Here is a 22,352-nt window from a genome sequence, read left to right as displayed (position 1 = left end):
CATGGGAATACCGATGACGATCCGGACCTCTGTAATCACAGCCGTTCGCGATGGCGCCAACTTCATTGCGGAAGCGATCCGGTCCGCCTTGCCGCAGCTGGAGCCGGGCGATGAATGGTTCGTCATCAACGATCACTCGACCGATGAAACTTCAACGATTGTGAAATCCTTCGGCGATCCACGTATTCAACTGTTGGATGCTCAAGGCCGCGGCATGTCCGCTGCGCGAAATGACGGGCTGCAAAAAGCACAAGGCGAGTACGTCGCATTTCTCGACCACGACGACCTCTGGCCCCCGGGCCGCCACGCAGCGATGCGGGCCCGACTCGATGCCATGCCCGCGATCGACGCCGTGGTCGGGCGTTTGCGCGTCAGGTTCGAGCCGGATGCTGTGGCCGTCGAAGATTACAGGAAGTTCGATGGCCAGTACGTCAAGGATGCCAACGTGGGTCCGTTCCTGTTTCGTCGCAGCATCATCCGGCGCGGTGGTGACTTTGCTGCGGACATGCCCCATGGGGAAGACGTCGACTTCATCAGAAGGCTCAAAGAGTGCGGAATGCAGATCGAGTTGATGGACATCGACAGCCTCATCTATCGCCGGCACGCGACGAACGTTACCAATGACAGGGCGGCCATGCGCGGAGGCGTTTTCGACGCCCTTCGCCGCAAGCTTGCGCGAGCCCGAACGCGGACCGATAACGCCTGATGAAGGTCCTGGCGATCACGCCGCAGTATCTGCCGGCTCTGGGAGGGATCGAGGTTCTGGTCGGCATGCTGGCGACGTCCTTTAGAAAGAAGGCCGTCGAGACCGTGGTCGTGACCGACAAGCATCAGGGCAGGCTCCTGCCCGATCATGAATTGATCGATTCGATACCGGTCTACCGGTTTCCCTTTTTGAACACGCTGCACGCGCGGGATACGGTCACAGCGCTGAACCTCGTCAAGCGTCTCGATTGCCTCCTCGCCGAGATCAGGCCGGATCTCATCCACATGCATTCGGCCGTGCAGGGCGGCGCCTGGGCGGTGGAGCGCGCCCTGAAGAAGCTTTCGCCCTGCCCGCCATTCGTGGTCACACAACATAGCCTGTTGCAGCCGGAGGACTCCCTCAATGTTGTGCGGACGCTGATGCTGCGGGCCGACGTTTTGACGGCGGTGTCGCAAGCTGCGCTGGATTCGGCGATTGCTTTTTCGCAGCGTGCCGACGCAACACTGGTCATCCCGAACGGCGTATCGGAGCATGAAACCACCCCACGGCCCGATCGTTTCAAGCCGCCATTCGCGTTGACGTGCGTCGGCCGGCTGCAGAGAGAAAAAGGATTCGATCTTGCAATCGCCGCACTGGCGCAGGTGCGTGCCCGGGGGCTCGATGCCAATCTGCTGCTGATCGGCCAGGGAGAGCATCGCTCGGACTTCGAGAACGCCGCAGCCGCCTTCCATGGCATGGAACCACACGTCCGCTTCGCAGGTGTGCTCGATCATGCGGAAACCCGGCGCGCCATCGCGGACAGCACGCTTGTTCTGGCGCCTTCGCGAACGCGCGAAGGCTTCAGCCTTGTGGCGGCGGAAGCCGCGATGGCCGGGGTGCCTTGCATCGCCTCCCGCATCGGGGGGCTCGCCGAAACAGTCCAGGACGGCGTGACGGGGATTTTGGTACCGCCGGAAGACGTTTCGGGGCTCGCTGGCGCCATTGCCGGCGTTCTGACGGACCAGTCCCGGCTGCAACTCCTGAGTACAAATGCTCAGAGCATGGCTGGCGAACGATTCAATATGGACAAGTGCGCGGAACGCTATCTAAAACTTTATCGCGACCTCGTCGGCCGACCGCACGCCCGTCCGGATGTAGCGACGTGACCGATATGGATCGCGGCAATCCACTGCTTGAACAAGCTCTCGGCATTCGTCTGGTATAATCGGGCTTTGGTTCAGGATCATTGATGACGACCCGCACTTCCGTAATTACTGCCGTCCGCAATGGCGCGAACTTCATCGCGGAAACGATCGCGTCCGTATTGTCGCAGCTTGAGACCGGCGACGAGTGGTTCATCGTCAACGATCATTCGACTGACGATACTTGCGCGATCGTGCAATCGTTCAGCGATCCGCGTATCCACCTGTTGCATTCGCCGGGCCAGGGCATGTCCGCCGCTCGAAATTTTGGTCTGAAAAAAGCGCAGGGCGAGTACGTCGCATTTATCGATCATGACGATCTTTGGCCCCCGGGCCGGCAAACCACCATGCGTGCCCGGCTGGACGCAATGCCCTCGATCGATGCCGTCGTTGGGCTCCTCCGCTTCAAGTTCGAGTCTGGGGCCGTTGGCATTGCAGGTTATGAGGCGTTGGATGGCAGGCACCTGACGGACGCAAACATGGGGGCCTGCTTGTTTCGTCATGACATCATCCGTCGCGCCGGCGGTTTTGCCGAGGATATGCTGCTTTCCGAAGACGTGGACTTCGTGAACAAGCTCAAAGAGTGCGGAATGCAAATTGAGTTGATGGACATCGATAGCCTTATCTATCGTCGGCATGCGACGAACATCACAAACGATAAAACGGCGGCTCAACGGAGCCTCTTCGATGCCGTGCGCCGCAAGCTCGCGCGAGCCCGTGCACGGACTGCAAGCGCCCAATGAAGCTCCTCTCGATCGTGCCGCAATATCTGCCGGTGCTGGGCGGGATCGAGGTCCTGGTCGGCGCTCTGATCCCGTTGTTCCGACGGGAGTCCGTCGAGACGATCATCGTCACTGACATGGACCCGAATGGTCTGCTGCCCGAGTACGAACTGATCGATTCCACGCCGGTCCACCGGTTTCCTTTCTTGAACACGTTGCGCGCGCAGGACCCGGTTGCATCGCTAAAACTGGTCGGGCGCCTCGATCGCGTCCTCGCCGATATCAAGCCGGATCTCATCCACATGCATTCGGCCGTGCAAACCAGCGCCTGGGCGCTGGAACGCGTGCTCAAGAAGCGCGCGTCGCTGCCTCCGTTTGTTGTAACGCAGCATGGCATGTTGCAGCCGGAAGATTGCCTCAATGTCGCGCGGACGCTGATGCTTCGAGCCGACGTGCTGACCGCGGTGTCGAAGGCTGCCCTTGAGTCCGCTATCGCTTTCACGCAGCGCGCCGGCGAAACACTGATCATCCAGAACGGCGTGGGGCAACACGAAAACAATCCACGACCCGGCCGCTTCGAGCCGCCGTTTGCTCTGACGTGCGTCGGCCGATTGCAGAGAGAGAAAGGCTTCGACCTCGCGGTTGCGGCGCTGGCGCGAGTGCGCGCCCAGGGACTTGATGCAAATCTCACGCTTATCGGCCGGGGTGAAGAACGCGAGGCATTGCTTGCTGCCGCGGCCTTCCACGGCGTGGAGCCAAACGTCCACTTTACAGGCGTTCTCGAGTACGCGGAGACGCGGCGCACCATCGCGGACAGCACACTTGTTCTGGTGCCTTCGCGAACGCGCGAAGGCTTCAGCCTGGTGGCGGCGGAAGCCGCAATGGCCGGGGTGCCTTGCATCGCATCCCGGCTCGGGGGGCTCGCCGACACGGTCCAGGACGGCATAACCGGGATTTTGGTGCCGCCGGAAGACGTTTCGGCGCTGGCCACTGAAATTGCTGGCATTCTTACAAACCGGCGCCGCCTGGAATTTTTGAGTACAAATGCTCAGAATGCCGCCGGCGAACGATTCAATATGGACAAGTGCGCGGAACGCTATCTAAAACTTTATCGCGACCTCGCCGGCCGGCCTCGCGCTTAACGCGGCTGGCCCGGTCCGAGGCTTGCCGGACGAGCCGCCGGCGACTGGGGAAAAGTTATTGCTATGCGTTATTTGGTCGATGCCAAAGGCGTCTCTCACGACCGCCTGCAGGATGAAGTGATCGTCATCAATGTGGCCAGCGGGGCCTATTATTCCGGCTCAGGCTGCGCCGCCGACGTTTGGACGCTCCTGACGCAGGGTGCTTCGCTGGATGAAGCGGCGCGCCATCTGGCGACGGCCTACGATGAGGCTGAAGAGACGATCCGGCGTGACGTCGCAACATGCGCCGACTTCCTTGTGGAGCGCGGCCTCCTGCAAGCGAGTGATGCACCCGCGCCAAAAACCGAATTCGATCTACCGGGGGGCGCGCGCACGGTCTGGCGTGCGCCGGAGTTCGACGAATACACCGACATGTGGGAGTTGATTAAGCTCGATCCCATCCACGAAGTGGAAGAAGTCGGCTGGCCCGTTCGGAAGGTATGATGGACGGAGAAGCTTTCGCCCTTGCTCTCGGTCAACGGGCTTTCTCCGCGCTTTCGAGAGCACCGGCGCGCAAAGCAGAATTTGCCATTGGTCCCTTCGCGTTCAGCCTTAACGCGCCGGCTGGCGCCGACGAAACATGGATGGGCCGCGCGTTCTTACAACACCAAAACACCGGCATTGCACCCACACACTCGCTTTACGTTTGGGACGGCGCGACAGTCGACAGCCTTCCTCCTCCGCCGCCGTGGGAAGCGACCGCGCCTGAGCCGCTCGGTGTCGTCGGCAGCCATTCGAACGATGCCGTGCGTTGCGCGATCGACATCCACACCGATTCCCTGATCGTTTCGCATTTTGCGGTTGACCGCTCATACACTTGGTTTCCGGAGATCGCTGCGCTCGCGCCTTGGGCAAAAGCATCTCCCTTTCGGATCCCCCTGTCGTGGATGTGCAACCGGCACGGCATGCAAATCGTCCATGGCGCAGCGGTCGCCATCAACGGGCGCGCCATGCTTCTGGCCGGGAACGGCGGCGCCGGGAAATCGACCACGGCGCTGGCTTGCGCTCTGGCGGGTTTCGAATACCTGGGCGACGATTATTGTGCAGTCGAGCCCAAGGCCGGCAAGGTCCATCTGGTCTATCGCACGGCAAAGGCTTTCCCGCGCACACTTGCTCTGCTGCCGTCGCTGGAGGACCGCGTCGACAACCTGGACCGCATCGCGGTGGAAAAGGGCGTGATGTTCCTCAGCCCGAACGATGTGAAGCTCCGGCCGTCCGCCGACCTGACCGCAATCCTGTTGCCGCGCGTCAGCGAGGACGGCGGACCGCCGCGCCTTGTGCCCGCATCGCGCGACGAGACCATCAAAGCCGTGCTGCCGAGCACGGTCGGAGGGCTCATGGGCGGCACCAGCGTAACGCCGCGCCTGATCCTGGAGCTGGTGCGCAGCGTGCCGGCCTATCATCTCCTGCTCAGCCCGGACATCAACGCGGTGACCGATGCGGTCGCCACGCGGCTTGAGGCGGCTTGAATGGGCACGCCCCTGGTCTCCGTGGTCACCTGCGTGCGCAACGGCGAGGCCTATTTGCAGGAGGCGCTCGACAGCATTGCCAATCAGAACGTGCCCGATCTGGAATCGATCATCATCGATGACGGCTCCACGGACGGCACGGTCGCGATTGCGGCCGCCCATCGGCTCAAGCCGACGATCATCTCGCAGGGGCCGCTCGGACTCGGCCTGGCGCAGAACAACGGCATGCGGAGCGCGCGCGGCACGTACCTTTCGTTTCTCGACTGCGACGACGTATGGCCGGCCGGGAGCCTGGCCACCATGATGGCGCCGCTCGAGCGAGACCCCTCGATCGATGCCGTGCACGGTCCGGTCGTCAACACCGACGCAAAGCTGCGGCCGATCGGCCCGCCGGTCGCCGCCAAGCTTTTTGGCGCGATGCTGATGCGGCGTGAACGGGCCCTCGCCGTCGGCGAGATTCGCATTGATCTCGCGCATGCGGCAGGCCTCGATTGGGTCAGCCGGACGAGCGCAGCCGGCTGGCGCTTTCATTGCGTGACGGAGGTTGTGCTGCTGCGCCGCATCCACGGCAACAACCTCGGCATCCATGGCCGGGAGCAGGCGCGCGATGACCTGATGCAGGTCATCCGCGATCACATCAAACGCAGGCGGCCGTGACGGCTCTAGAGATATCCGAGCGTGAGCGGCTGCTGCTGGGAGCCGCCCTGCGATCAGACGCCGGCGCGGCCATCGGCGACTGGGAAGGCTGGGCTTCTCAGATCGCACTGGAAGACGCTCCGTATCCGGAATTGCGCTTGCTGACGGCGGTGTATGCCAATCTCAGCCGCGTCGCGCCGTCTTACGAACTTCCAAGAAAGCTTAAGGGCAAGGCGCGCGCGACCTTCATCCAAAACCACCTGTTCGCCCAAGCCAGCGTTCCGGTCATCGAAGAGCTTGCCAAGCAGTGCCCCGTGATCATCGCGAAGGGGCTCGCGATGTGCGCGCGCTTCGACTCGTGGTCGGCGCGGAGCATGGGCGATGTCGATATCCATGTGCCGTTCTCCGGACTTGCCGCGGCGGCGCAATTGCTGGTGCGCGATGGATGGCTGCCGAAATACGGGATGACACTGGATTCGCTCGTCAACCGGGCCGCGCACCGCCGCGACAGCTGGAACTTCACCAAAGGCGCTGGAGACATCGATCTGCATTGGCGCGCGACGTCGGGCACGTCGGAGAGCTGGCTGACGCAGAGCATGTGGGACAGCGCCGAGCAGCATGTCTGCTACGGCCGCAAGGTGCTGCTGCAAAGTCCCGAATTTGCCGCCGCCACCATTATCGCGCACGGCTTCAAGTACGGCACGCACGGCGATGCGATGCAGACCATCATCGATGCGGGGGCATTGCTGCCGATCTGCAAGGCGGAGCTGCTGCTGCCTTTGGTGCAGCGTTTCGGCCTCCTGCCTTGCATGCAACAGTTGTTGACCATCATGGAGGACGTCGGCCAGTCGCAACCGGTCTCGCATCTCGCGGCGCCAGTGGCGGAAGCGGCCAAGCCCCAGCCGACAGAGCCAACCGCGAGCCCCGCAATCCCGCGCACCACACGTTTTCCGCCCGAAACGCCGCTGCTGTCCCATCCGCTTGCCTACAGGCTGTGGGAGTCGCGGGGCAGAAAGCCGCGGCTCGAGCGCCTTCTTCTGCGGGCGCTTGGTCCGTTCTCAAAGCCGCTCGCCCCATCGCAATCCTTCACGGACGACTATGATCTGCGTGACTGCAATGTGATCGATCGGATCGGCGGTCCCGGCTGGGGATGGCCGGAGCCGGAACACACCTGCTTCTGGACGGACCGCGCGGATGCCAGATTGCTGATCCCGCTTCAGCGGATCGGAGATCATGTGCTGTTGTTCAGCAGCGCGGAAAAATGGAGCCCGAACCCGGGTGTCGACGTGTTCGTCAACGGGAGCCACGCGACCCGCATAGAAGTCGGCGGCAGGCTGTCGGAGCTGCTCCACACCATCGTGGTCCCGAAAGGCCTGCTGTTCGGGCCCTGGGTCGAGCTGTCGTTCCGGCCGTCTCCGTATCGCGGAACAGGGGCCGAGACGCCCGAGGACTATGCGTTCATGCGCAGCCTGCCGGCGCGGCGCCTTCAAGTGCTCGAAGTCGCAGACATCAACGCCTTGTTCAGCAGACAACACATTCCGGATGTCCACCTGAAGATCCTCACAGGCGAGGAGCCTTACGCAAGCCAGTTCGCCCGCATCAAAGCGAAGGTGGAGAGCTCACCCTTCCGCGGGCATGCGGATCTGCCGGCCGGCTTCGATCCGTACCGATACGTCTTGCTGTACGCCGATCTGCTGGCAGCCGAGATCGATCCGTACGAGCACTACATCGCGCACGGCAAGAAAGAAAACCGCAACTGGCGCTAAAAAAAACGGGCTACTGGCCGCCCGCCGCCGTCCAGGATTTGTAATCCGCCTCGGAGACCTTCGGCAGCGCCTTGATGAACGCGGTGATCTGCCAGATGTCGTTGTCGGCAACGCCCGCCTTGCCGAAGCTCGGCATTCCGGTCATGCGGATGCCGTTCTTGATCACCCAGAAGATGTTGGCCGGCTCGTAGCCCGCCGCGCTTTCCTTCAGGTCGGGCGGATCGGGATTGAGCCCCTCGGAGAACTTGGCCCATTCGACGCCCGGCGCGCCGTGGCAGTTGGCGCAGCCGGCCTTTGCAAAGGCGCGGGCGCCGTTCTGGATCACCGCCGGATCGTCGAGCTTGACCGGCGACGTGCCGCCAGCATGACGATTGATGGCGGCCGTGCGCACCCGGATCAGGGCCCACTTGACGACGGGGTTGTCCTCTTCGCTCGCCGCGACATTGAAGAACCCGCCGAAAAAGAACACGCCCGCGGCGATCGCGACCACGATCCCGAGCGCACCGATGAAAGCGAGAAGACGCATCGCAACCTCTTAAAGCAAATCGGGCAACACCCCGCCGCATCTTAAACTCCTTGGCACGCCCGTTCGATCCCCAAATCAGGCAATTCACGGCCCCATTAACGTTTGGCGCGGTCGAATCAGATAGTGAGCCGGATACCTCCCGCCTTGAGTCCGAGCCAGCAGGACGATGACATGAACGCCAATTCCGATCCGCTGTTCGACCTGTTGCGTCCCGAGCGTCTGACGGCCGTGGTCGACATCGGCGCCAACCCGCTCGAGACCGCCCCGCCCTACAAGCCGATGCTCGACAAGCGGCTTTGCACCGTGTTCGGCTTCGAGCCGCAGCCCGAGGCGCTGGACAAGCTCATCGCGCAGAAGGGCGATCTCGAAACCTATCTGCCTTATGCGGTCGGCGGCGAAACGCGCGCCACGCTGAAGGTGTGCCATGCGCCCGGCATGACGAGCCTTCTCACGCCGGAGCCGCGCACGCTGAACTGCTTCCCGGGCTTTGCGGTTTTCGGTCACGTGCTCAAGGAGGTCCCGATCGAGACCCGCGCGCTCGACAGCATTGCCGAGATCACGCACATCGATCACCTCAAGATCGACGTGCAGGGCAGCGAGCTCAACATCTTCCGCAACGGCGCAGCCAAGCTCGCGCACGCCACGTCGATCCAGACCGAAGTGTCATTCGTGCCGCTCTATCAGGGGCAGCCGGTGTTCGGCGACATCGATCTGGCGCTGCGGGCGCTGGGCTTCATCCCGCACATGTTCGCCGACATCAACAAGCGGATGATCCTGCCGCTGCACCACGCCGACAATCTCTACAGCAGCATGAACCAGCTGCTCGAAGCCGACGTGGTCTATGTCCGCGACTTCACCCAGGCCGAGAAGATGACGGCGGAGCAGCTCAAGCATTTGGCGCTGGTCGCGCACCATTGCTACCGGTCCTACGATCTCGCCGCGAACTGCATCAACCATCTGGCGACGCGCGGCGTGCTGCCTGCGGACGCGGTCGGCCGCTATCTCGGCGATCTGAAGGGCGCTGCCGCCAAGGCGGCCTGATCTCTGCTCAGGAGTGCGGCGGCTCGAAGCCCGCCTTGCGCCAGGCCGGGACCGTATCCGGGTGGGTCAGAGCGGCGATGAAGGCCGCCGCGGCGTCCTTCGCGGCGCTCGAGGCCATCACGGCCGCGCAGTAGATCGTATCCTGGCCGAACGGCTGAGGCAGCGGACCTGCGATCACGGCGCCCGCGACCGACGCCACCTCGCCCGACAGCGTCAGGCCGAACTCGGCCTTGCCCTCGACCACGCGCTTGGCGACCTCGGCGCCGGTCTGCTGCGGCATGGCCTTGCCCTTCATCATCGCGGCCCAGCCGGCAAGTTCGAAGGCCTTGGCGAGGTGCACGCCGGCCGATCCGCCCACCGCCGGGTCGCTGGTGGCGATGGCGCGGGCGCCCTCGACCAGCCGCTTGAAGCTCTCGATGGTGGCGAAGTCCGGCTTGCGCGCGCCCTCGCGGATGCAGAGCGCGATGAAGGTCTTGGCGACGTTGTGGCGCGAGCCGTGCACCACGGCGCCAGCCTTCTCCAGCTTGTTGATGCCGGGGATCGACAGCACCACCACGTCGGCGGTCTCGCCGGCCGCGAGCTTGGCCTCCAACGCGCCGACAGTGCCGAAGTCGAATGTGACCTCGTGGCCTGAGGCCCTGGCGAAGGCCTGGCCGAGATCACCCACCGCCACATGCATCGAGCGCGCGCACATCACCTTGAGCTTGGCCACGTCATTCTCCTTGCCGGGTACTCTATCTGGAAATCATTCGCCGCTCGTGCCACGGCTTCACCCTCCCCCTCCAGGGGAAGGTGAACGGTGCCCGTGGCCCGCGCGCAAGGCAAATGGAAGGAGAATGTCCGTGGAAAAACTCAGCCAGCTCATCAAGGGCCCAGACCTCATCGTCGCGCCCTGCGCGCTCAATCCGATCATGGCGCAGATGGCGGCGCTGGCGGGCTTCAAGGCCGCCTATCTCTCGGGCGGCTCGCTCGGCTGGTACAAAGGTGTGACCGAAGCCGGGCTTTCGCTCACGGAAATGATCCAGGTGGTGGTCGACATCCGCACCGTGACACCGATCCCGGTGGTGCTCGATGCCGGCGGCGGCTGGGGCGACCCGGTCCACATCCACCGCACCGTCGCGATGTCCGAGGCGGCCGGCGTCCAGTGCATCGAGATCGAGGACCAGCTGCTGCCGCGGCGGGTCGAGCACCACGTCGGCATCGACCGGCTGGTACCGATCGGGCTCGCCACCGACCGCATCAAGGAGGCGGTGGCCGCCCGCACCAACCCGGACACGCTCATCGTCGGCCGCACCAACGCCCTCCGAGTCGGCGGCATGGACGACGCGCTCCGCCGCGGCGAGGCCATGAAGAAGGCCGGCGCCGACATGCTCTTCCTGTGGGGACGGAAGCCGGAGGAGATGCGCACCATCGCCGAGCGGCTGCCGGCACCGCTGATGACCTTCGCACCGCCCGACGGCTGGTCGAGCTTCCCGATCAGCAAGGCCGAGATGGCCAAGCTCGGCTACCGCCTCGCGGCGTCATCCGGCACGGCCTTCGCCGCCATGGTGAAGGCCGTGCGGCAGTCCTACGAGTGCCTGGCGCAGGACCGGCTCGACCCGTTTCTCGGCGCCGGCGGCGCCGAGAAGGAGATGAAGGCCGCGCACAAGGTCACCGGCCTCGACAAGCTTCTCGAGATCGAACGGCGGACCATGAAGGACGCGTGAACGGACCCGGCTCTCTCCCGGCCTCATGGTGAGGAGCGCGTAGCGCGTCTCGAACCATGAGGCCGCCTCCGTCGGGGCCGCCCTCGCCCTTCGAGACGCCCTCGCTGCGCTCGGGCCCCTCGGGGTGAGGTCGGAGAGAGAGCAGCGGATGAGGCGCGAGAAACGCCGAATTTGCCGCATAAAACGGGCACTTGCGGCCTTGATCGCGCGACCCATATCGACGACATTCCCGGCGCCCGGCAAAGGCCGGGCGAGAGTGCCAAGGCCGTGCTACAAGATCGTGCTAAGAGCGGGCGCTGAGCCCAACAATCGCCGCAGGAAGAACCGATGAACGCCACCGTTGAGAAGCCCGCAGGCAGCCGGATCAACTGGCTCAACGTGCTCACCGTCATCAGCGCCGCGATCCTGATCGGCGCCGAGGTGTTCGGCGCTGCGTTCGCGGCCGGCTGGGCCTTCGGCAACCTCTTCCACTTCGGCGACTACGCCGTGCACATCTTCCAGACCGTCTTCTTTCTCTGCGGTGTCGCCGTGATGGTGCGATTCATTCTCAACGCGAAGCGCGTCGAGCCTTTCGTCGGGCGCTGAGCGGCGCGCTCGACGCTTTCGGCGAGTCGGAATCGCCAACTCAGAAAAAGTTCTTAACGTCCGTGTGGAAAATTTTGCGCGAGTCCGTCGCCGGCTTGCGCAAAGGTGTTGACTCTCGTGTCAATTATATTATTTCGGTGCTTGCCCAATTTCGCACGTGCCTGTGGCCGTGTGTCGGTCGGTAGGTAGCGGGACAAGAGGCCCGCCAGCCGCCTGGAGAGCGAAAGCCCTCCAAGAAATCTGACCGGCAGCTGGAGGCGAAACCAGCACAGCCTGCTCTCCGCAGGCGACGCGGCTTAAAGCAACGACGGAGCGGGCTTCTCTGGTCTTTTGCCGGTCTCCACCGCCGGCTCGGGTAACCGAAGAGGCTTGTCCATCCTTGCCAGCAGTGCGGTGCGGGGTCTCCCCAATCCAAACCAAGGCAGACTGAAGCGGTCTGGAAGAGATTACGCCCGACGTGCGTCCCCATCGCGCACCAGGGCGAGCCTCGGACAACCGCATCACCGCGGCAGCATGCCGCCTGAGCCGTTGGGGAGAGCACGCATATGACTGCGCGCATCCGCGAATTCCTGAAGAACCGCCGCGAGAGCGGCGTCGATGAAGGCCCGGTCCTGGTCGTCGATCTCGATGTGATCCGGACCAATTACAACAACTTCGCCAAGTCCCTGCCGGACACCCGGGTGTTCTACGCCGTCAAGGCGAACCCGGCGCCGGAGGTGCTGTCGCTGCTCGCCTCGCTCGGCTCCTGCTTCGACACCGCCTCGGTCCCCGAGATCGAGATGGCGCTCGCGGCCGGCGCGACGCCGGACCGCATCAGCTACGGCAACACCATCAAGAAGGAGCGCGACGTCGCCCGGGCCTACCAGCTCGGCGTCCGCCTCTTCGCCGTCGACTGCAAGGCCGAGGTCGAGAAGATCGCCCGCGTCGCCCCTGGCGCGCGCGTGTTCTGCCGCATCCTCTCGGACTGCGTCGGCGCCGAGTGGCCGCTGTCGCGCAAGTTCGGCTGCGAGCCCGCCATGGCCGCGGACGTGCTGGAGCACGCCCATAAGCTTGGCCTCGAGGCCTACGGCCTGTCGTTCCATGTCGGCTCCCAGCAGAAGAACCCGCACGCGTGGGATCGGGCGCTGGCGTCGGCGGCCGCCGTGTTCAAGGAGTGCGGCGAGCGCGGGCTAAACCTGTCGATGGTCAACCTCGGCGGCGGCTTCCCGACCAAGTACCTGAAGAACGTGCCGACGGTGAAGACCTACGGCTCGGCGATCTTCCGTGCGCTGCGCAAGCACTTCGGCAACCGCATCCCGGAAACCATCATCGAGCCGGGCCGCGGCATGGTCGGCAACGCCGGCATCATCGAGTCCGAAGTCGTGCTCATCTCCAAGAAGAGCAACGAGGACGAGGTGCGCTGGGTGTACCTCGACCTGGGCAAGTTCGGCGGTCTCGCCGAGACCATGGACGAGTCCATCCGCTACCCGATCCGCACCCCGCGGGACGGCGACGCGATGGCGCCCTGCGTGCTGGCCGGCCCGACCTGCGACTCGGCCGACGTGCTGTACGAGAAGCAGCCGTACGAGCTGCCGGTGAGCCTCGAGATCGGCGACAAGGTGCTGATCGAAGGCACCGGTGCCTACACCACGACCTACGCGGCCGTGGCATTCAACGGCTTCGCTCCGCTGAAGGCCTATCACATCTAAACCGCTGCGCCGCAGTGACCCCTGCCCCGTTTCGACACGGGGCAGGGAAGCTGCGCGCGCGTCCTCCCCAACCCTCGGTGCTTGCGCCGGGGGACAAGGAAAACTGGGAGAGTGCCATGCTGCATATTCGTCAGGAGAAAGCGTCGGAAGCTGTCGCCCGCGAGGCACTGCTCGACGCGGCTTACGGTCCGGTCCGCTTCACCAAGCCGTCGCATCGGCTGCGCGCCGGCCGTGCGCCCGCACAGGGCCTGTCGTTCGTCGCCACCCTGGATGATGGACAAAAAGACGGTCAGGTGATCGGCTCGGTCCGGCTCTGGGAGGTTGCGGTCGGATCCGACCGCACCGCTCTGCTGCTCGGCCCGCTCGCCGTGCATCCGGACCATCGCCAGCACGGCATCGGTGGCGCGCTGATGCGCCACGCCATGCGGATTGCGGCCAAGCGCGGCTACGCCGCCGTGCTGCTGGTCGGGGAGCCTGCCTACTACGGCCGCTTCGGCTTCACCGCCGAGAAGACCGGCAAGCTCTGGCTGCCGGGTTTTTCGGACCGCAGCCGCCTGCTCGGCCATGAGTTCGTCAGTGGCGCCCTCGACGGCGTGCGCGGTTCGATCCGGGCGCCGAAGAAGCCGTCGCGGACCCGGCTCATCGATGCCGTGGCCGGCCTCGTCACACTGCCGCAGCCCAAAGCGGCATAACCCTTCATCGGAGAACCGCCGAAGCCGCGCGGGAAACCGCGCGGCTCTGTTCCGTTTGCCCGCTTCGCCGGGTATGGCACCATCTGACTTTCGGAGTTGCTTGCTATGACCGACACCAAAATCCGTTTCGACGGCCCCATTGTGATGATCGGCCTCGGCTCGATCGGCCGCGGCTTCCTGCCGCTCCTGGAACGCCACATCGCGTTCGACCGCTCGAAGTTCGTCTGCATCGATCCGGTCGACACCGACCGCCGGCTGCTCGACGAGCGCAAGCTCAAGTTCATGAAGGTCGGCCTGACCAAGGCCAACCACCGCGAGGTGCTGACCCCGCTGCTCAACACCGGGCCGGGGCGCGGCATGATCGTCAACGTGTCGGTCGACACCTCGTCGGTCGACATCATGGACCTCTGCCATGACCTGAACTGCTTCTACATCGACACGGTCGCCGAGCCGTGGTTGGGGTTCTACGACGACCCGAAGCTCACGCTGTCGCAGCGCTCGAACTATGCGCTCCGCGAGCGCGTCCTCGACCTGCGCAAGCGGAAGCCGGGCGGCGTCACCATGGTGAACTGCTGCGGCGCCAACCCGGGCATGGTGTCCTGGTTCGTCAAGGAGGCGTTGCTCAACGTCGCCCGCGACACCGGCATCAAGACCGATGTGCCGAAGACCCGCGAGGAGTGGGCGGCGCTGATGCAGCGCGTCGGCGTCAAGGGCATCCACGTCGCCGAGCGCGACACCCAGCGCGCCCGCGATCCCAAGCCGCGCAACAAGTTCGTCAACACCTGGTCGGTCGAGGGCTTCGTCTCCGAGGGCCTGCAGCCGGCCGAACTCGGTTACGGCACCCACGAGAAGGGCCTGCCGCCGAACGGCTTCCGCCATGACTTCGGCTCAGGGGCCGGCATCTATCTGGCGCAGGCCGGCGCCGGAACGAAGGTGCGCACCTGGACGCCGACCGCGAAGGCGCAGCACGGCTTCCTGGTCACGCACAACGAGGCGATCTCGATCCCGGACTACTTCACGGTCCGCGAGGGCGACAAGGTCGTGTACCGGCCGACCTGCCACTACGCCTATCATCCGTGCGACGACGCGATCCTGTCGCTGCACGAAATGGCCGGCAACGCCTGGGCGCGCCAGCCGACCTGGAAGATCCTGGACGAGACCGAGATCGTCGACGGCGTCGATGAGTTGGGCGTGCTGCTCTACGGCCACGCCAAGAACGCCTACTGGTACGGCTCGCGGCTCTCGATCGAGCAGGCGCGGAAACTCGCGCCCTACCAGAACGCGACCGGCCTGCAGGTGACCTCGGCGGTGCTCGCCGGCATCTTCTGGATGCTGGAGAACCCCGACCGCGGCATCATGGAGGCCGACGAGGTGGACTTCAAACGCTGCCTCGAAGTGCAGCGGCCCTACCTGGGCGAAGTGTTCGGCGAATACACCGACTGGACGCCGCTCGCCGGCCGCCCCGGACTTTTTGCCGAGGAGCTCGACACCAGCGATCCCTGGCAGTTCACGAATGTGCTGGTGAGGTAAGCGGGGACACGCCGCTGAGAAATACATTCTCCGCTGTCATGCCCAGCCTTGTGCCGGGCATCTCGCTTAGGAGAGCACAGTGCGTCCCTAAGCGAGATGGCCGGGACAAGCCCGGCCATGACGTGGATAGTTGGGTGCGAAAAGGCTCTAAGCCAGATCGATCACCCCAGCCTCGCCGGCTTCGGTGCCCCAGGCGAGCTGGGTGCCGACCTCATCCCAGGCCATCGCACTGACCGCACCCTCGCCGGGCTTCTTGCCCAGCACCTCGGCGCCATCCTCGATCCGCACCAGGAGGATCGTGCCGTCGGCGAAACCCGCCGCGACCACCTCCTGCTTCGGATGACAGGCCACCGTTGTCACACGCACCGCGAAGGCTGCGAACATGCGCGGCTGCTTGCCCATCGGACCGTCCTTGCCCTGGAACGGCCACATCACGAGCTGCTCGGAGCCTGACGTCGCCAGCCACTTGCCGCCCGCGGTCCAGCCGAACGAACGCACCCGCGCCGAATAGCCGGACATCCGCATGTGCTTGGAGTCGACGACGCGCCAGCCGTGCAGCGCCGGCTCCTGCATCGCCGTCACCATGAACTGGCCGTTCGGGCTGAACTGCACGTGATGGTGCGAGCCTTTCCACTCCAGCATCTCGGGTGCGGCCTGCGAGTTCGGGAACCACATGCTGACGCCGTTGTAGTGGGCGATCGCGAGCCGCACGCCCTTCGGCGCAAACGCCAACCCGCCGACGGTGGATTGCACCTCGACGGTCTTCGGATCGCCCTTGGCGGCGATCATGTAAGCCGACTTGCCAGCCGACCAGGCGATGGCGCCGTCCGGGCCGGTCGCGACATGATCGATCCAGCGATGCTTGGCGTCGGAGCCAACGAGCTTGCTGTCGCCCTTGGCGCCGGTGACGAACACCTTGCCGTCGTCGCCGCCGGTGATCACCCACACGCCGTCGCTCGCCGACGAGAGAATGCCGCCGCCATGGATGGCGCAGCGCTTCTCCTCGTCCTTGCCGGAGACGAGCAGCACGGCCTCCTCGCCCAGCACGAAGGCCGCGGTGCGGTCGAGGAAGTGGATGCCGACGACAGGGGCGCCGGCGTTGACGGGCCGGGTGCGTTCGACGACGGAGGGTGTGTTCGGTGGGGTGTCGGACATTTTTCTCAGCAGAAATTCTTGCTCGGATTCACCCTCCCCTGGAGGGGGAGGGTCGCGAGCGAAGCTCGCGGGGTGGGGTGAAACTCTATCGGTCCGAAAGGGCTCACCCCACCCTGCCCGCCTACGCTTCGCTACGGCGGTCGACCCTCCCCCTCCAGGGGAGGGTGAACAGTGCCCTACGCAAGGGCCTGAGCACTAACCGACGACGCTTTCGAAGCCCTTGCGGATTTTCTCTTCCGGTAGCTCGCGGCCGATGAACACCAGGCGGCTGTCGCGCTTCTCGCCGTCCTTCCACGGCCGCTGATGATCGCCGTCCAGGATCATGTGCACGCCCTGGAACACGAAGCGGTCCGGATCGTCCTTGAAGTTCAGGATGCCCTTGCAGCGCAGGATTTGCGGGCCGTCCTCGGCGACGAGCTTCTGGATCCACGGGAAGAACTTGTCCGGATTGAGCGGCTTGTCGGTCTTGAGCGACATCGATTGCATGTGCTCGTCGTGATAATGCTTCAGCCCGCCGTGGTCATGATCGTGGTGGTGATGATGGTCATGCCCATGATCGTGATGGTGGTCATGGTCGTGCTCGTCGGCGTGCAGGAACTCCGGCTCGATATCGAGGATGCGGTCGAGATCGAAGGCGTTGCGGCCGAGCACCTGATCGAGCGCGATCTGCGACTTCTGCGTCCGGTGAAGCTTGGCGTAAGGGTTGATACCGCGGATGCGGGCCTCGACCTCACGCAGCTCGGCATCGCTGACGAGATCGGTCTTGTTGAGCAGGATCACGTCCGCGAAGGCGATCTGGTTCTTGGCCTCCGGCGCGTCCTTGAGCCGGTCCTTGAGCCATTTGGCGTCGGCAACGGTCACCACCGCGTCGAGCTTGGTCTTGCGGCCGACGTTTTCGTCGACGAAGAAGGTCTGCGCCACCGGCGCGGGGTCGGCGAGGCCCGTGGTCTCCACGATGATGGCGTCGAACTTGCCCTTGCGCCGCATCAGGCCTTCGATGATGCGGATCAGGTCGCCGCGCACGGTGCAGCAGATGCAGCCGTTGTTCATCTCGAAGACTTCTTCGTCGGCCCCGACCACCAGTTCGTTGTCGATGCCGATCTCGCCGAATTCGTTGACGATCACGGCGAATTTCTTGCCATGAGGCTCGGACAGGATGCGGTTGAGCAGCGTGGTCTTGCCGGCGCCGAGATAGCCGGTCAGCACGGTGACGGGAATTTTCTCGATTTGAGCTTGTTCGGACATACAAAAACCTCCACGGCGCGGCCCCCGGTCAGCACAGATTGCCTGTCTTGGAGAACCACGCCCGATCAGGTCCGCTATATAGGCGATCCCGCGCCAAGCAAAAACCCTCCCAAACCGGTCTTACGCGACACCCAGCCACAGCCGTTCAGCCCTAGGAGGGGTCCACGGCCTCCGCTATCGTTCCGCAAAACAACCGGAGGAACGCCATGTCTCGGCGCTGGTGTGGGCAGCGGATCATCGCCGCAACCGCCTTTTGGGCGGCGTTGGCGGGCGGCGCGGCCGCACAGGGCTATCCGGAGCACCCCATCGACCTCATCGTACCGTCAACGCCCGGCTCCTCGGCCGACATCCTCGGCCGCGTGCTGACCGAGGAGATGGCAGGCCTGCTCGGCCAGCGCTTCGTGGTCTACAACAAGGCCGGCGCCGGCGGCGTGCTCGGCACCGCCGAGGTGGCGAGAGCCAAGCCCGACGGCTACACGCTGATGCACGGCGCGGCCTTCTCGATCACGGTGCAGCCCTTCACCGAGCGTAACGCCGGCTATACGGCGGAGTCGTTCGCGCCGATCTGCCAGACCTTCAAGAACGACCAGGTGATCGTGGCGCGGCCCGGCACCTACAAGACGCTCGCGGACATCGTGGCGGCCAGCAAAGCGAAGCCGGGCGGGCTGAACTTCGGCAGCCCGGGACTTGGCACCATCCCGCACCTGGCGATGGCGGAGTTCTCGCAGGTCACCAAGGTCCCGTTCAACCACGTGCCATTCAAAGGGCCTGCGGAATCGATTCAAATGACGATCGGCGGTCAGATCGATTTTGCCGTCGCCCCGCTCACGGCAGCGTCGGGCAGCGGGCTCGCGATGCCGGCGCTGTTTGCCGAGAAGCGCAACCCGGCGATCCCCGATGTGCCGACCGTCAAGGAACAGGGCACCGACGTTTCGCCGCTCAGCATCGGCGGGCTGTTCGGACCTGCAAGCCTGCCGGCCGGGATCAAGAGCAAGCTGGAGAATGCCTGCAAAGCGGCCGTGCAGAGCGAGCCGTTCCAGAAGATGGTCAAGCAGACCTTGCAGCCGGCCGACTGGTTCCAGGACAGTGCGGGCTTTGCCGCGAATGTCGCGAAGGACGTCGAGTCCAAGCGCCGGCTTCTGACATCGCTCGGGATGGTCAAGTAGCGCGCAGCTTACTGCCTGCGCCGCACGTACAGCCGCCACTGGATGAACTCGTCCTGGCCGGTCTGCGCGAGGTCGTAGCGCGACCTCAGGAGACCGGCGAGTTCCTTCCAATCGTCGGCCGCCTCGAAGCCGGCTTCCTTCGGCCATTGATTGTTGGTCAGGAGGAATCCGTCCGGCGGATCGGTCCTGAGCGCGGACAGGAACTCCTGCCGCACGTCCTCGGTGCCCAGCAACAGCGAGAACCACTGGATGTGCGGCGTGGCCTGCCGCATGCCGGCGCGGGCCATCGCCCGGAACGCGCCGGAGTCCGAGTCGAGCATCTGGACGCGAGCACCGCGCGGTAGCCGTCGCTCGAGCGCCGATTCCATGGCGACGCTTGAACGAAATGCCGGATCGTTCTCGTCCTGCGACATCGAAGCCGGCACGCTCCAGCCGAGGATCGCGGCCACGACGGCGAGACTCAGCAGGACGCGGCGCAGCGGCAGCGCCGAAAGCGCGAAGGCGCCCCAGCACGCCAATCCGACGCCCAGAGGATAAATGTGATAGAGCCAGCCCTTGCGCTGGACCATCAAGTGAATGAGGCCGAACACGGTCAGCCCGATCAGCACGCGCACGCGCGGTGACTTGGGAATGCCGATACCCAGAACGGCTGCGACCGCAAGACCTCCGACCGGGCCGATCCAATGCACCGCCTTCAGCACTTCGAGCGGCGGCTGCGCGCCCATGTCCGCATAGGCCGGCAGAACATCGAGGATCATCGTGACGAACGCCGGCAATCCGCCGCGGGCTGCGAGCAAGCCGAACTCGCCGAGTGCGACAGCCAACGCACCGGCCGCAATCCAGAGGAGCCGCCGCCAGTCGAGTTTCATCACCAGGTCTGGAAGGGCCAAGGCCGGCAACGCCAGCAACACGATACCGCTCGGCTTGATCAGCGCCGCCGTCATCGCGAATGCGCCGGCCAGCGCCAGCAGAGCCTGTTGGCTCCGCCGATCTTCAGCGGCCCTGACCGAAGCCCAGGCCACGCCGAGCGCCGGGATCGCCATGACGAAATCGCGCTGGCCCGCCGCGTAACGGCCGAGCAGCAGATGCATCAGCAGCACCGTCAGAACCGCAAGAACGGCTTCCGCGCGCCCGGCCGGCCAGACCAACGTCAGAATACCGGCTGACAACAGCGCAGCCGCCGCCAGATCAAAGGCGCGCCAGGCCGCATCGCTCATCCCGCCAAGCGTAACGATCGCCGCCTGGATGTCGTAGGTCAACGGCATGTTGACGTCGGCGATGTCGCGATAGGGCACCGCGCCCATCGCCATCTGGTTGGCGATGAAATGGAAGATCGACGCGTCGCCGACCAATGGCCAGTCCAGAGAGCGCCACAGCAGCCAGACGGTCGGGATCGCGAGCAGGAGATTGAACGCAGCGATCACGTTCGATCGCCCGATGAGGGCGAAAGACGGTCCACTCGCAGCCGGTATCGACCGGCTGCGTATCGGTTCGTCGCGCAGCACGGCTCACATAACTACCGGCCATGCATGTCGGTTTTATCTCGCTCCAGCGACGCAGTGTCGCGGCAGCCTGCCGTGTCGGGTTCAGGACATTAAGGCGTCAGCGCCTTGACCAGTTCGCGCACGTTGTTTCGCATCATGTCGACGTAAGTGGCGGCCGGGCCGCTCGCGCCGGACAGCGCGTCGGAATAAAGCGTGCCGCCGATCCTGGCGCCCGTCTCGCGGGCGATCTGCTGCATCATCCGCGGATCGGAGATGTTCTCCATGAACACCGCCGGAATCTTCTGCCGTTTGACCTGGCTGATGATCTTGGCGATGTCGCGGGCGGACGGCTCGGAGTCCGACGACACGCCGGTCGGCGCGATGAACTCGACACCGTAAGCCTGGCCGAAATAACCGAAGGCGTCGTGCGTGGTGATGATCTTGCGGTGATCGGCCGGGATTTTTCCGATGGCCTCGCGCACCTCGCGCTCCAACGCGTCGAGCTTGTCGAGATAGGCCTTGGCGTTGGCGTCGTAGGTTGCGGCGTTTGCCGGATCGCTCGTCTTCAGGCCGTCGCGGATGTTGGCGATATAAATCCTGGCATTGGCGACCGACTGCCAGGCGTGCGGATCGACCGCGTGATGGCCGCCCTCCTCGGCCTGCCGCGGCTTCACGCTGGTGGTCACCACGACGGGCGACAGCTTCGCACCCGACACCGCAACCAGCCGCGTCATCCAGCCTTCCAGACCCATGCCGTTGACGAACACGATCTTCGCGGCGCCGAGCGTCTTGGCGTCGGTCGGCGTCGGCGAAAAGACATGCGCGTCGCTGTTCGGGCCGACCAGCGTTGCGACGTCGACGCGGTCGCCGCCGACGTTTTTCACGAGATCGCCGATGATCGAGATCGACGCGACCGCCTTGAGCCTGTCGCCGGCATGTGCGGGCGAAGCGATCAGCGCGGCGAACAGCGCGAGCATGACGGCGCGACGAAACATGCTCACGCCTCCAGATGACGCCGCGTGACCGCCTGCCACACCAGACCGCCGACCGGACCGAGGGCGACCGACAGGGCATAGAGCGCGCCGGCAACCAGGATGATCGCGGGCCCGGACGGCAGGCTTGAGTGATAGGAGAGCAAGAGGCCGACATAGCCGGAGAGCGCCGCGCAGAGGATCGCGATGCCGATCATTCCCGAGATGTCGCGCGCCCAGAAGCGCGACGTCACCGCGGGCAGCATCATGATACCGACCGCGAGCAAGGTGCCGAGCGCCTGGAAGCCGCCGACGAGGTTCATCACCACCAGCGCCAGAAACACCATGTGGATCGGGCCGCCGGCGCGGCTGACCGAGCGCAGGAAATTCGGATCGACACATTCCAGCACCAGCGGCCGCCAGATCAGCGCCAGCACCACCAGCGACACGCTGGCGATGCCGACCACAAGCAGCAGCGCCGGATCGTCCACCGCGAGCACCGAGCCGAACAGGAAGTGCAGCAGATCGATGTTGTTGCCCTTCACCGACACCAGCGTGACGCCGAGCGCGAGCGAAATGAGGAAAAACGCCGCCAGCGAAGCGTCCTCCTTGAGCTCGGTCGAGCGTGCGATCAGGCCCGCGCCGACCGCAATGACAAAGCCGGCGATCAGCCCGCCGGCCGCCATGGCGTAGAGATTGAGTCCCGCCAGCATGAAACCCACCGCAGCGCCGGGCAGGATCGCGTGCGACATCGCATCGCCAATGAGGCTCATCCGCCGCAGCATGAGGATCACGCCGATCGGCGCCGCGCCGAAGGCGAGCGCGAAGGTCGAGACCAGCGCGCGGCGCATGAACTCGAATTCAAGGAACGGACCGATGAGCGCGTCGTAGAGCATGTTCAA

Annotated in this window: 22 protein-coding genes; 15 read left to right on the top strand and 7 right to left on the bottom strand. The window is 64.8% G+C overall.

The genetic code is table 11. The features are described from left to right. Positions 1-13 precede the first annotated feature (13 nt). The 8 genes from RHPLAN_RS07400 to RHPLAN_RS07365 all read left to right on the top strand — a co-directional run bounded on the left by RHPLAN_RS07400 (position 14) and on the right by RHPLAN_RS07365 (position 7,661). A complete protein-coding gene (locus RHPLAN_RS07400; RefSeq protein WP_198164753.1) occupies positions 14-706 on the top strand; it encodes a glycosyltransferase family 2 protein in 693 nt (230 codons plus the stop codon). Then, positions 706-1,851, top strand: a complete 1,146-nt coding sequence (locus RHPLAN_RS07395; RefSeq protein WP_068015425.1) for a glycosyltransferase family 4 protein — start codon at positions 706-708, stop codon at positions 1,849-1,851. The genes RHPLAN_RS07400 and RHPLAN_RS07395 overlap by 1 nt, the downstream gene beginning before the upstream one ends. An 83-nt stretch (positions 1,852-1,934) precedes the next feature. Next, positions 1,935-2,630, top strand: coding sequence for a glycosyltransferase family 2 protein (locus tag RHPLAN_RS07390; RefSeq protein WP_068015424.1), 696 nt, complete (start codon positions 1,935-1,937; stop codon positions 2,628-2,630). Then, positions 2,627-3,751 (top strand): glycosyltransferase family 4 protein, encoded by a 1,125-nt coding sequence (locus RHPLAN_RS07385; protein ID WP_068015423.1) that lies wholly within the window; start codon positions 2,627-2,629, stop codon positions 3,749-3,751. Before RHPLAN_RS07390 ends, RHPLAN_RS07385 begins: the two co-directional genes overlap by 4 nt. 63 nt (positions 3,752-3,814) lie before the next feature. Then, the gene (locus RHPLAN_RS07380; RefSeq protein WP_068015422.1) at positions 3,815-4,234 is read left to right on the top strand and encodes a PqqD family protein; all 420 of its coding nucleotides are present in this window, start codon (positions 3,815-3,817) and stop codon (positions 4,232-4,234) included. 461 nt (positions 4,235-4,695) lie between these two features. Further along, a complete protein-coding gene (locus RHPLAN_RS39110) occupies positions 4,696-5,259 on the top strand; it encodes a phosphoenolpyruvate carboxykinase (ATP) (RefSeq protein WP_157100120.1) in 564 nt (187 codons plus the stop codon). Beyond that, positions 5,260-5,916 carry a glycosyltransferase family A protein gene (locus RHPLAN_RS07370; RefSeq protein ID WP_068015418.1) on the top strand — a complete coding sequence of 219 codons (657 nt, stop codon included), beginning with the start codon at positions 5,260-5,262 and terminating at the stop codon, positions 5,914-5,916. Next, positions 5,913-7,661, top strand: coding sequence for a nucleotidyltransferase family protein (locus RHPLAN_RS07365; RefSeq protein WP_068015414.1), 1,749 nt, complete (start codon positions 5,913-5,915; stop codon positions 7,659-7,661). The genes RHPLAN_RS07370 and RHPLAN_RS07365 overlap by 4 nt, the downstream gene beginning before the upstream one ends. 10 nt (positions 7,662-7,671) lie before the next feature. Here the strand turns inward: RHPLAN_RS07365 and RHPLAN_RS07360 are convergent, their stop codons facing one another. Then, positions 7,672-8,187, bottom strand: coding sequence for a c-type cytochrome (locus RHPLAN_RS07360; protein ID WP_068015410.1), 516 nt, complete (start codon positions 8,185-8,187; stop codon positions 7,672-7,674). Between the two features lie 171 nt (positions 8,188-8,358). Here RHPLAN_RS07360 and RHPLAN_RS07355 point away from each other — a divergent pair, with 171 nt between their 5' ends. Continuing rightward, positions 8,359-9,228: an FkbM family methyltransferase gene (locus tag RHPLAN_RS07355; protein ID WP_068015407.1), complete on the top strand. Its 870-nt coding sequence runs from the start codon at positions 8,359-8,361 to the stop codon at positions 9,226-9,228. 7 nt (positions 9,229-9,235) lie between these two features. Here RHPLAN_RS07355 and RHPLAN_RS07350 read toward each other — a convergent pair whose 3' ends face one another. Then, positions 9,236-9,940, bottom strand: a complete 705-nt coding sequence (locus RHPLAN_RS07350) for a molybdate ABC transporter substrate-binding protein (protein ID WP_068015404.1) — start codon at positions 9,938-9,940, stop codon at positions 9,236-9,238. Between the two features lie 130 nt (positions 9,941-10,070). On the opposite strand from RHPLAN_RS07350, the gene RHPLAN_RS07345 reads away from it, so the two are divergent. The 5 genes from RHPLAN_RS07345 (at position 10,071) to RHPLAN_RS07325 (ending at position 15,429) form a co-directional block, all read left to right on the top strand. After that, the gene (locus RHPLAN_RS07345; RefSeq protein WP_198164752.1) at positions 10,071-10,934 is read left to right on the top strand and encodes an isocitrate lyase/PEP mutase family protein; all 864 of its coding nucleotides are present in this window, start codon (positions 10,071-10,073) and stop codon (positions 10,932-10,934) included. A 327-nt stretch (positions 10,935-11,261) separates the two neighbouring features. Then, entirely contained in the window at positions 11,262-11,519 is a 258-nt protein-coding gene (locus tag RHPLAN_RS07340; protein ID WP_068015402.1) for a hypothetical protein, read from the top strand. A 545-nt stretch (positions 11,520-12,064) separates the two neighbouring features. Then, a complete protein-coding gene (locus RHPLAN_RS07335) occupies positions 12,065-13,207 on the top strand; it encodes a type III PLP-dependent enzyme (protein WP_068015401.1) in 1,143 nt (380 codons plus the stop codon). A 116-nt stretch (positions 13,208-13,323) separates the two neighbouring features. After that, a complete protein-coding gene (locus RHPLAN_RS07330) occupies positions 13,324-13,899 on the top strand; it encodes a GNAT family N-acetyltransferase (protein WP_068015399.1) in 576 nt (191 codons plus the stop codon). A 105-nt stretch (positions 13,900-14,004) separates the two neighbouring features. After that, positions 14,005-15,429: a homospermidine synthase gene (locus RHPLAN_RS07325; RefSeq protein WP_068015396.1), complete on the top strand. Its 1,425-nt coding sequence runs from the start codon at positions 14,005-14,007 to the stop codon at positions 15,427-15,429. Between the two features lie 147 nt (positions 15,430-15,576). Here the strand turns inward: RHPLAN_RS07325 and RHPLAN_RS07320 are convergent, their stop codons facing one another. Then, positions 15,577-16,584, bottom strand: a complete 1,008-nt coding sequence (locus RHPLAN_RS07320) for a WD40 repeat domain-containing protein (protein WP_068015393.1) — start codon at positions 16,582-16,584, stop codon at positions 15,577-15,579. A 195-nt stretch (positions 16,585-16,779) separates the two neighbouring features. Then, positions 16,780-17,829 (bottom strand): CobW family GTP-binding protein, encoded by a 1,050-nt coding sequence (locus tag RHPLAN_RS07315; protein WP_068015390.1) that lies wholly within the window; start codon positions 17,827-17,829, stop codon positions 16,780-16,782. 206 nt (positions 17,830-18,035) lie between these two features. Here RHPLAN_RS07315 and RHPLAN_RS07310 point away from each other — a divergent pair, with 206 nt between their 5' ends. Then, the gene (locus RHPLAN_RS07310) at positions 18,036-18,995 is read left to right on the top strand and encodes a tripartite tricarboxylate transporter substrate binding protein (protein WP_084244475.1); all 960 of its coding nucleotides are present in this window, start codon (positions 18,036-18,038) and stop codon (positions 18,993-18,995) included. Between the two features lie 8 nt (positions 18,996-19,003). On the opposite strand, the gene RHPLAN_RS07305 is transcribed toward RHPLAN_RS07310, so the two are convergent. The 3 genes from RHPLAN_RS07305 to RHPLAN_RS07295 form a co-directional block, all read right to left on the bottom strand. Then, positions 19,004-20,419 (bottom strand): hypothetical protein, encoded by a 1,416-nt coding sequence (locus tag RHPLAN_RS07305; RefSeq protein ID WP_068015385.1) that lies wholly within the window; start codon positions 20,417-20,419, stop codon positions 19,004-19,006. A gap of 170 nt (positions 20,420-20,589) precedes the next feature. Then, positions 20,590-21,474 (bottom strand): metal ABC transporter substrate-binding protein, encoded by an 885-nt coding sequence (locus RHPLAN_RS07300; RefSeq protein ID WP_068015382.1) that lies wholly within the window; start codon positions 21,472-21,474, stop codon positions 20,590-20,592. A gap of 2 nt (positions 21,475-21,476) precedes the next feature. Further along, positions 21,477-22,346: a metal ABC transporter permease gene (locus tag RHPLAN_RS07295; protein ID WP_068030755.1), complete on the bottom strand. Its 870-nt coding sequence runs from the start codon at positions 22,344-22,346 to the stop codon at positions 21,477-21,479. Between the last annotated feature and the right edge of the window lie 6 nt (positions 22,347-22,352).

It is taken from the genome of Rhodoplanes sp. Z2-YC6860 (assembly GCF_001579845.1).
Taxonomy (GTDB): Bacteria; Pseudomonadota; Alphaproteobacteria; order Rhizobiales; family Xanthobacteraceae; genus Z2-YC6860.
Note: the sequence above shows the minus strand (reverse complement) of the source record. Positions and strands in the feature narration are given on the sequence as shown.

Excerpts from the sequence above, each read along its gene's own strand:
- RHPLAN_RS07400 (WP_198164753.1), top strand. The coding sequence starts at position 14 with ATGACGATCCGGACCTCTGTAATCACAGCCGTTCGCGATGGCGCCAAC.
- RHPLAN_RS07395 (WP_068015425.1), top strand. The coding sequence starts at position 706 with ATGAAGGTCCTGGCGATCACGCCGCAGTATCTGCCGGCTCTGGGAGGG.
- RHPLAN_RS07390 (WP_068015424.1), top strand. The coding sequence starts at position 1,935 with ATGACGACCCGCACTTCCGTAATTACTGCCGTCCGCAATGGCGCGAAC.
- RHPLAN_RS07385 (WP_068015423.1), top strand. The coding sequence starts at position 2,627 with ATGAAGCTCCTCTCGATCGTGCCGCAATATCTGCCGGTGCTGGGCGGG.
- RHPLAN_RS07380 (WP_068015422.1), top strand. The coding sequence starts at position 3,815 with ATGCGTTATTTGGTCGATGCCAAAGGCGTCTCTCACGACCGCCTGCAG.
- RHPLAN_RS39110 (WP_157100120.1), top strand. The coding sequence starts at position 4,696 with ATGCAAATCGTCCATGGCGCAGCGGTCGCCATCAACGGGCGCGCCATG.
- RHPLAN_RS07370 (WP_068015418.1), top strand. The coding sequence starts at position 5,260 with ATGGGCACGCCCCTGGTCTCCGTGGTCACCTGCGTGCGCAACGGCGAG.
- RHPLAN_RS07360 (WP_068015410.1), bottom strand. The coding sequence starts at position 8,187 with ATGCGTCTTCTCGCTTTCATCGGTGCGCTCGGGATCGTGGTCGCGATC.
- RHPLAN_RS07355 (WP_068015407.1), top strand. The coding sequence starts at position 8,359 with ATGAACGCCAATTCCGATCCGCTGTTCGACCTGTTGCGTCCCGAGCGT.
- RHPLAN_RS07340 (WP_068015402.1), top strand. The coding sequence starts at position 11,262 with ATGAACGCCACCGTTGAGAAGCCCGCAGGCAGCCGGATCAACTGGCTC.
- RHPLAN_RS07335 (WP_068015401.1), top strand. The coding sequence starts at position 12,065 with ATGACTGCGCGCATCCGCGAATTCCTGAAGAACCGCCGCGAGAGCGGC.
- RHPLAN_RS07330 (WP_068015399.1), top strand. The coding sequence starts at position 13,324 with ATGCTGCATATTCGTCAGGAGAAAGCGTCGGAAGCTGTCGCCCGCGAG.
- RHPLAN_RS07325 (WP_068015396.1), top strand. The coding sequence starts at position 14,005 with ATGACCGACACCAAAATCCGTTTCGACGGCCCCATTGTGATGATCGGC.
- RHPLAN_RS07320 (WP_068015393.1), bottom strand. The coding sequence starts at position 16,584 with ATGTCCGACACCCCACCGAACACACCCTCCGTCGTCGAACGCACCCGG.
- RHPLAN_RS07315 (WP_068015390.1), bottom strand. The coding sequence starts at position 17,829 with ATGTCCGAACAAGCTCAAATCGAGAAAATTCCCGTCACCGTGCTGACC.
- RHPLAN_RS07310 (WP_084244475.1), top strand. The coding sequence starts at position 18,036 with ATGTCTCGGCGCTGGTGTGGGCAGCGGATCATCGCCGCAACCGCCTTT.
- RHPLAN_RS07300 (WP_068015382.1), bottom strand. The coding sequence starts at position 21,474 with ATGTTTCGTCGCGCCGTCATGCTCGCGCTGTTCGCCGCGCTGATCGCT.
- RHPLAN_RS07295 (WP_068030755.1), bottom strand. The coding sequence starts at position 22,346 with ATGCTCTACGACGCGCTCATCGGTCCGTTCCTTGAATTCGAGTTCATG.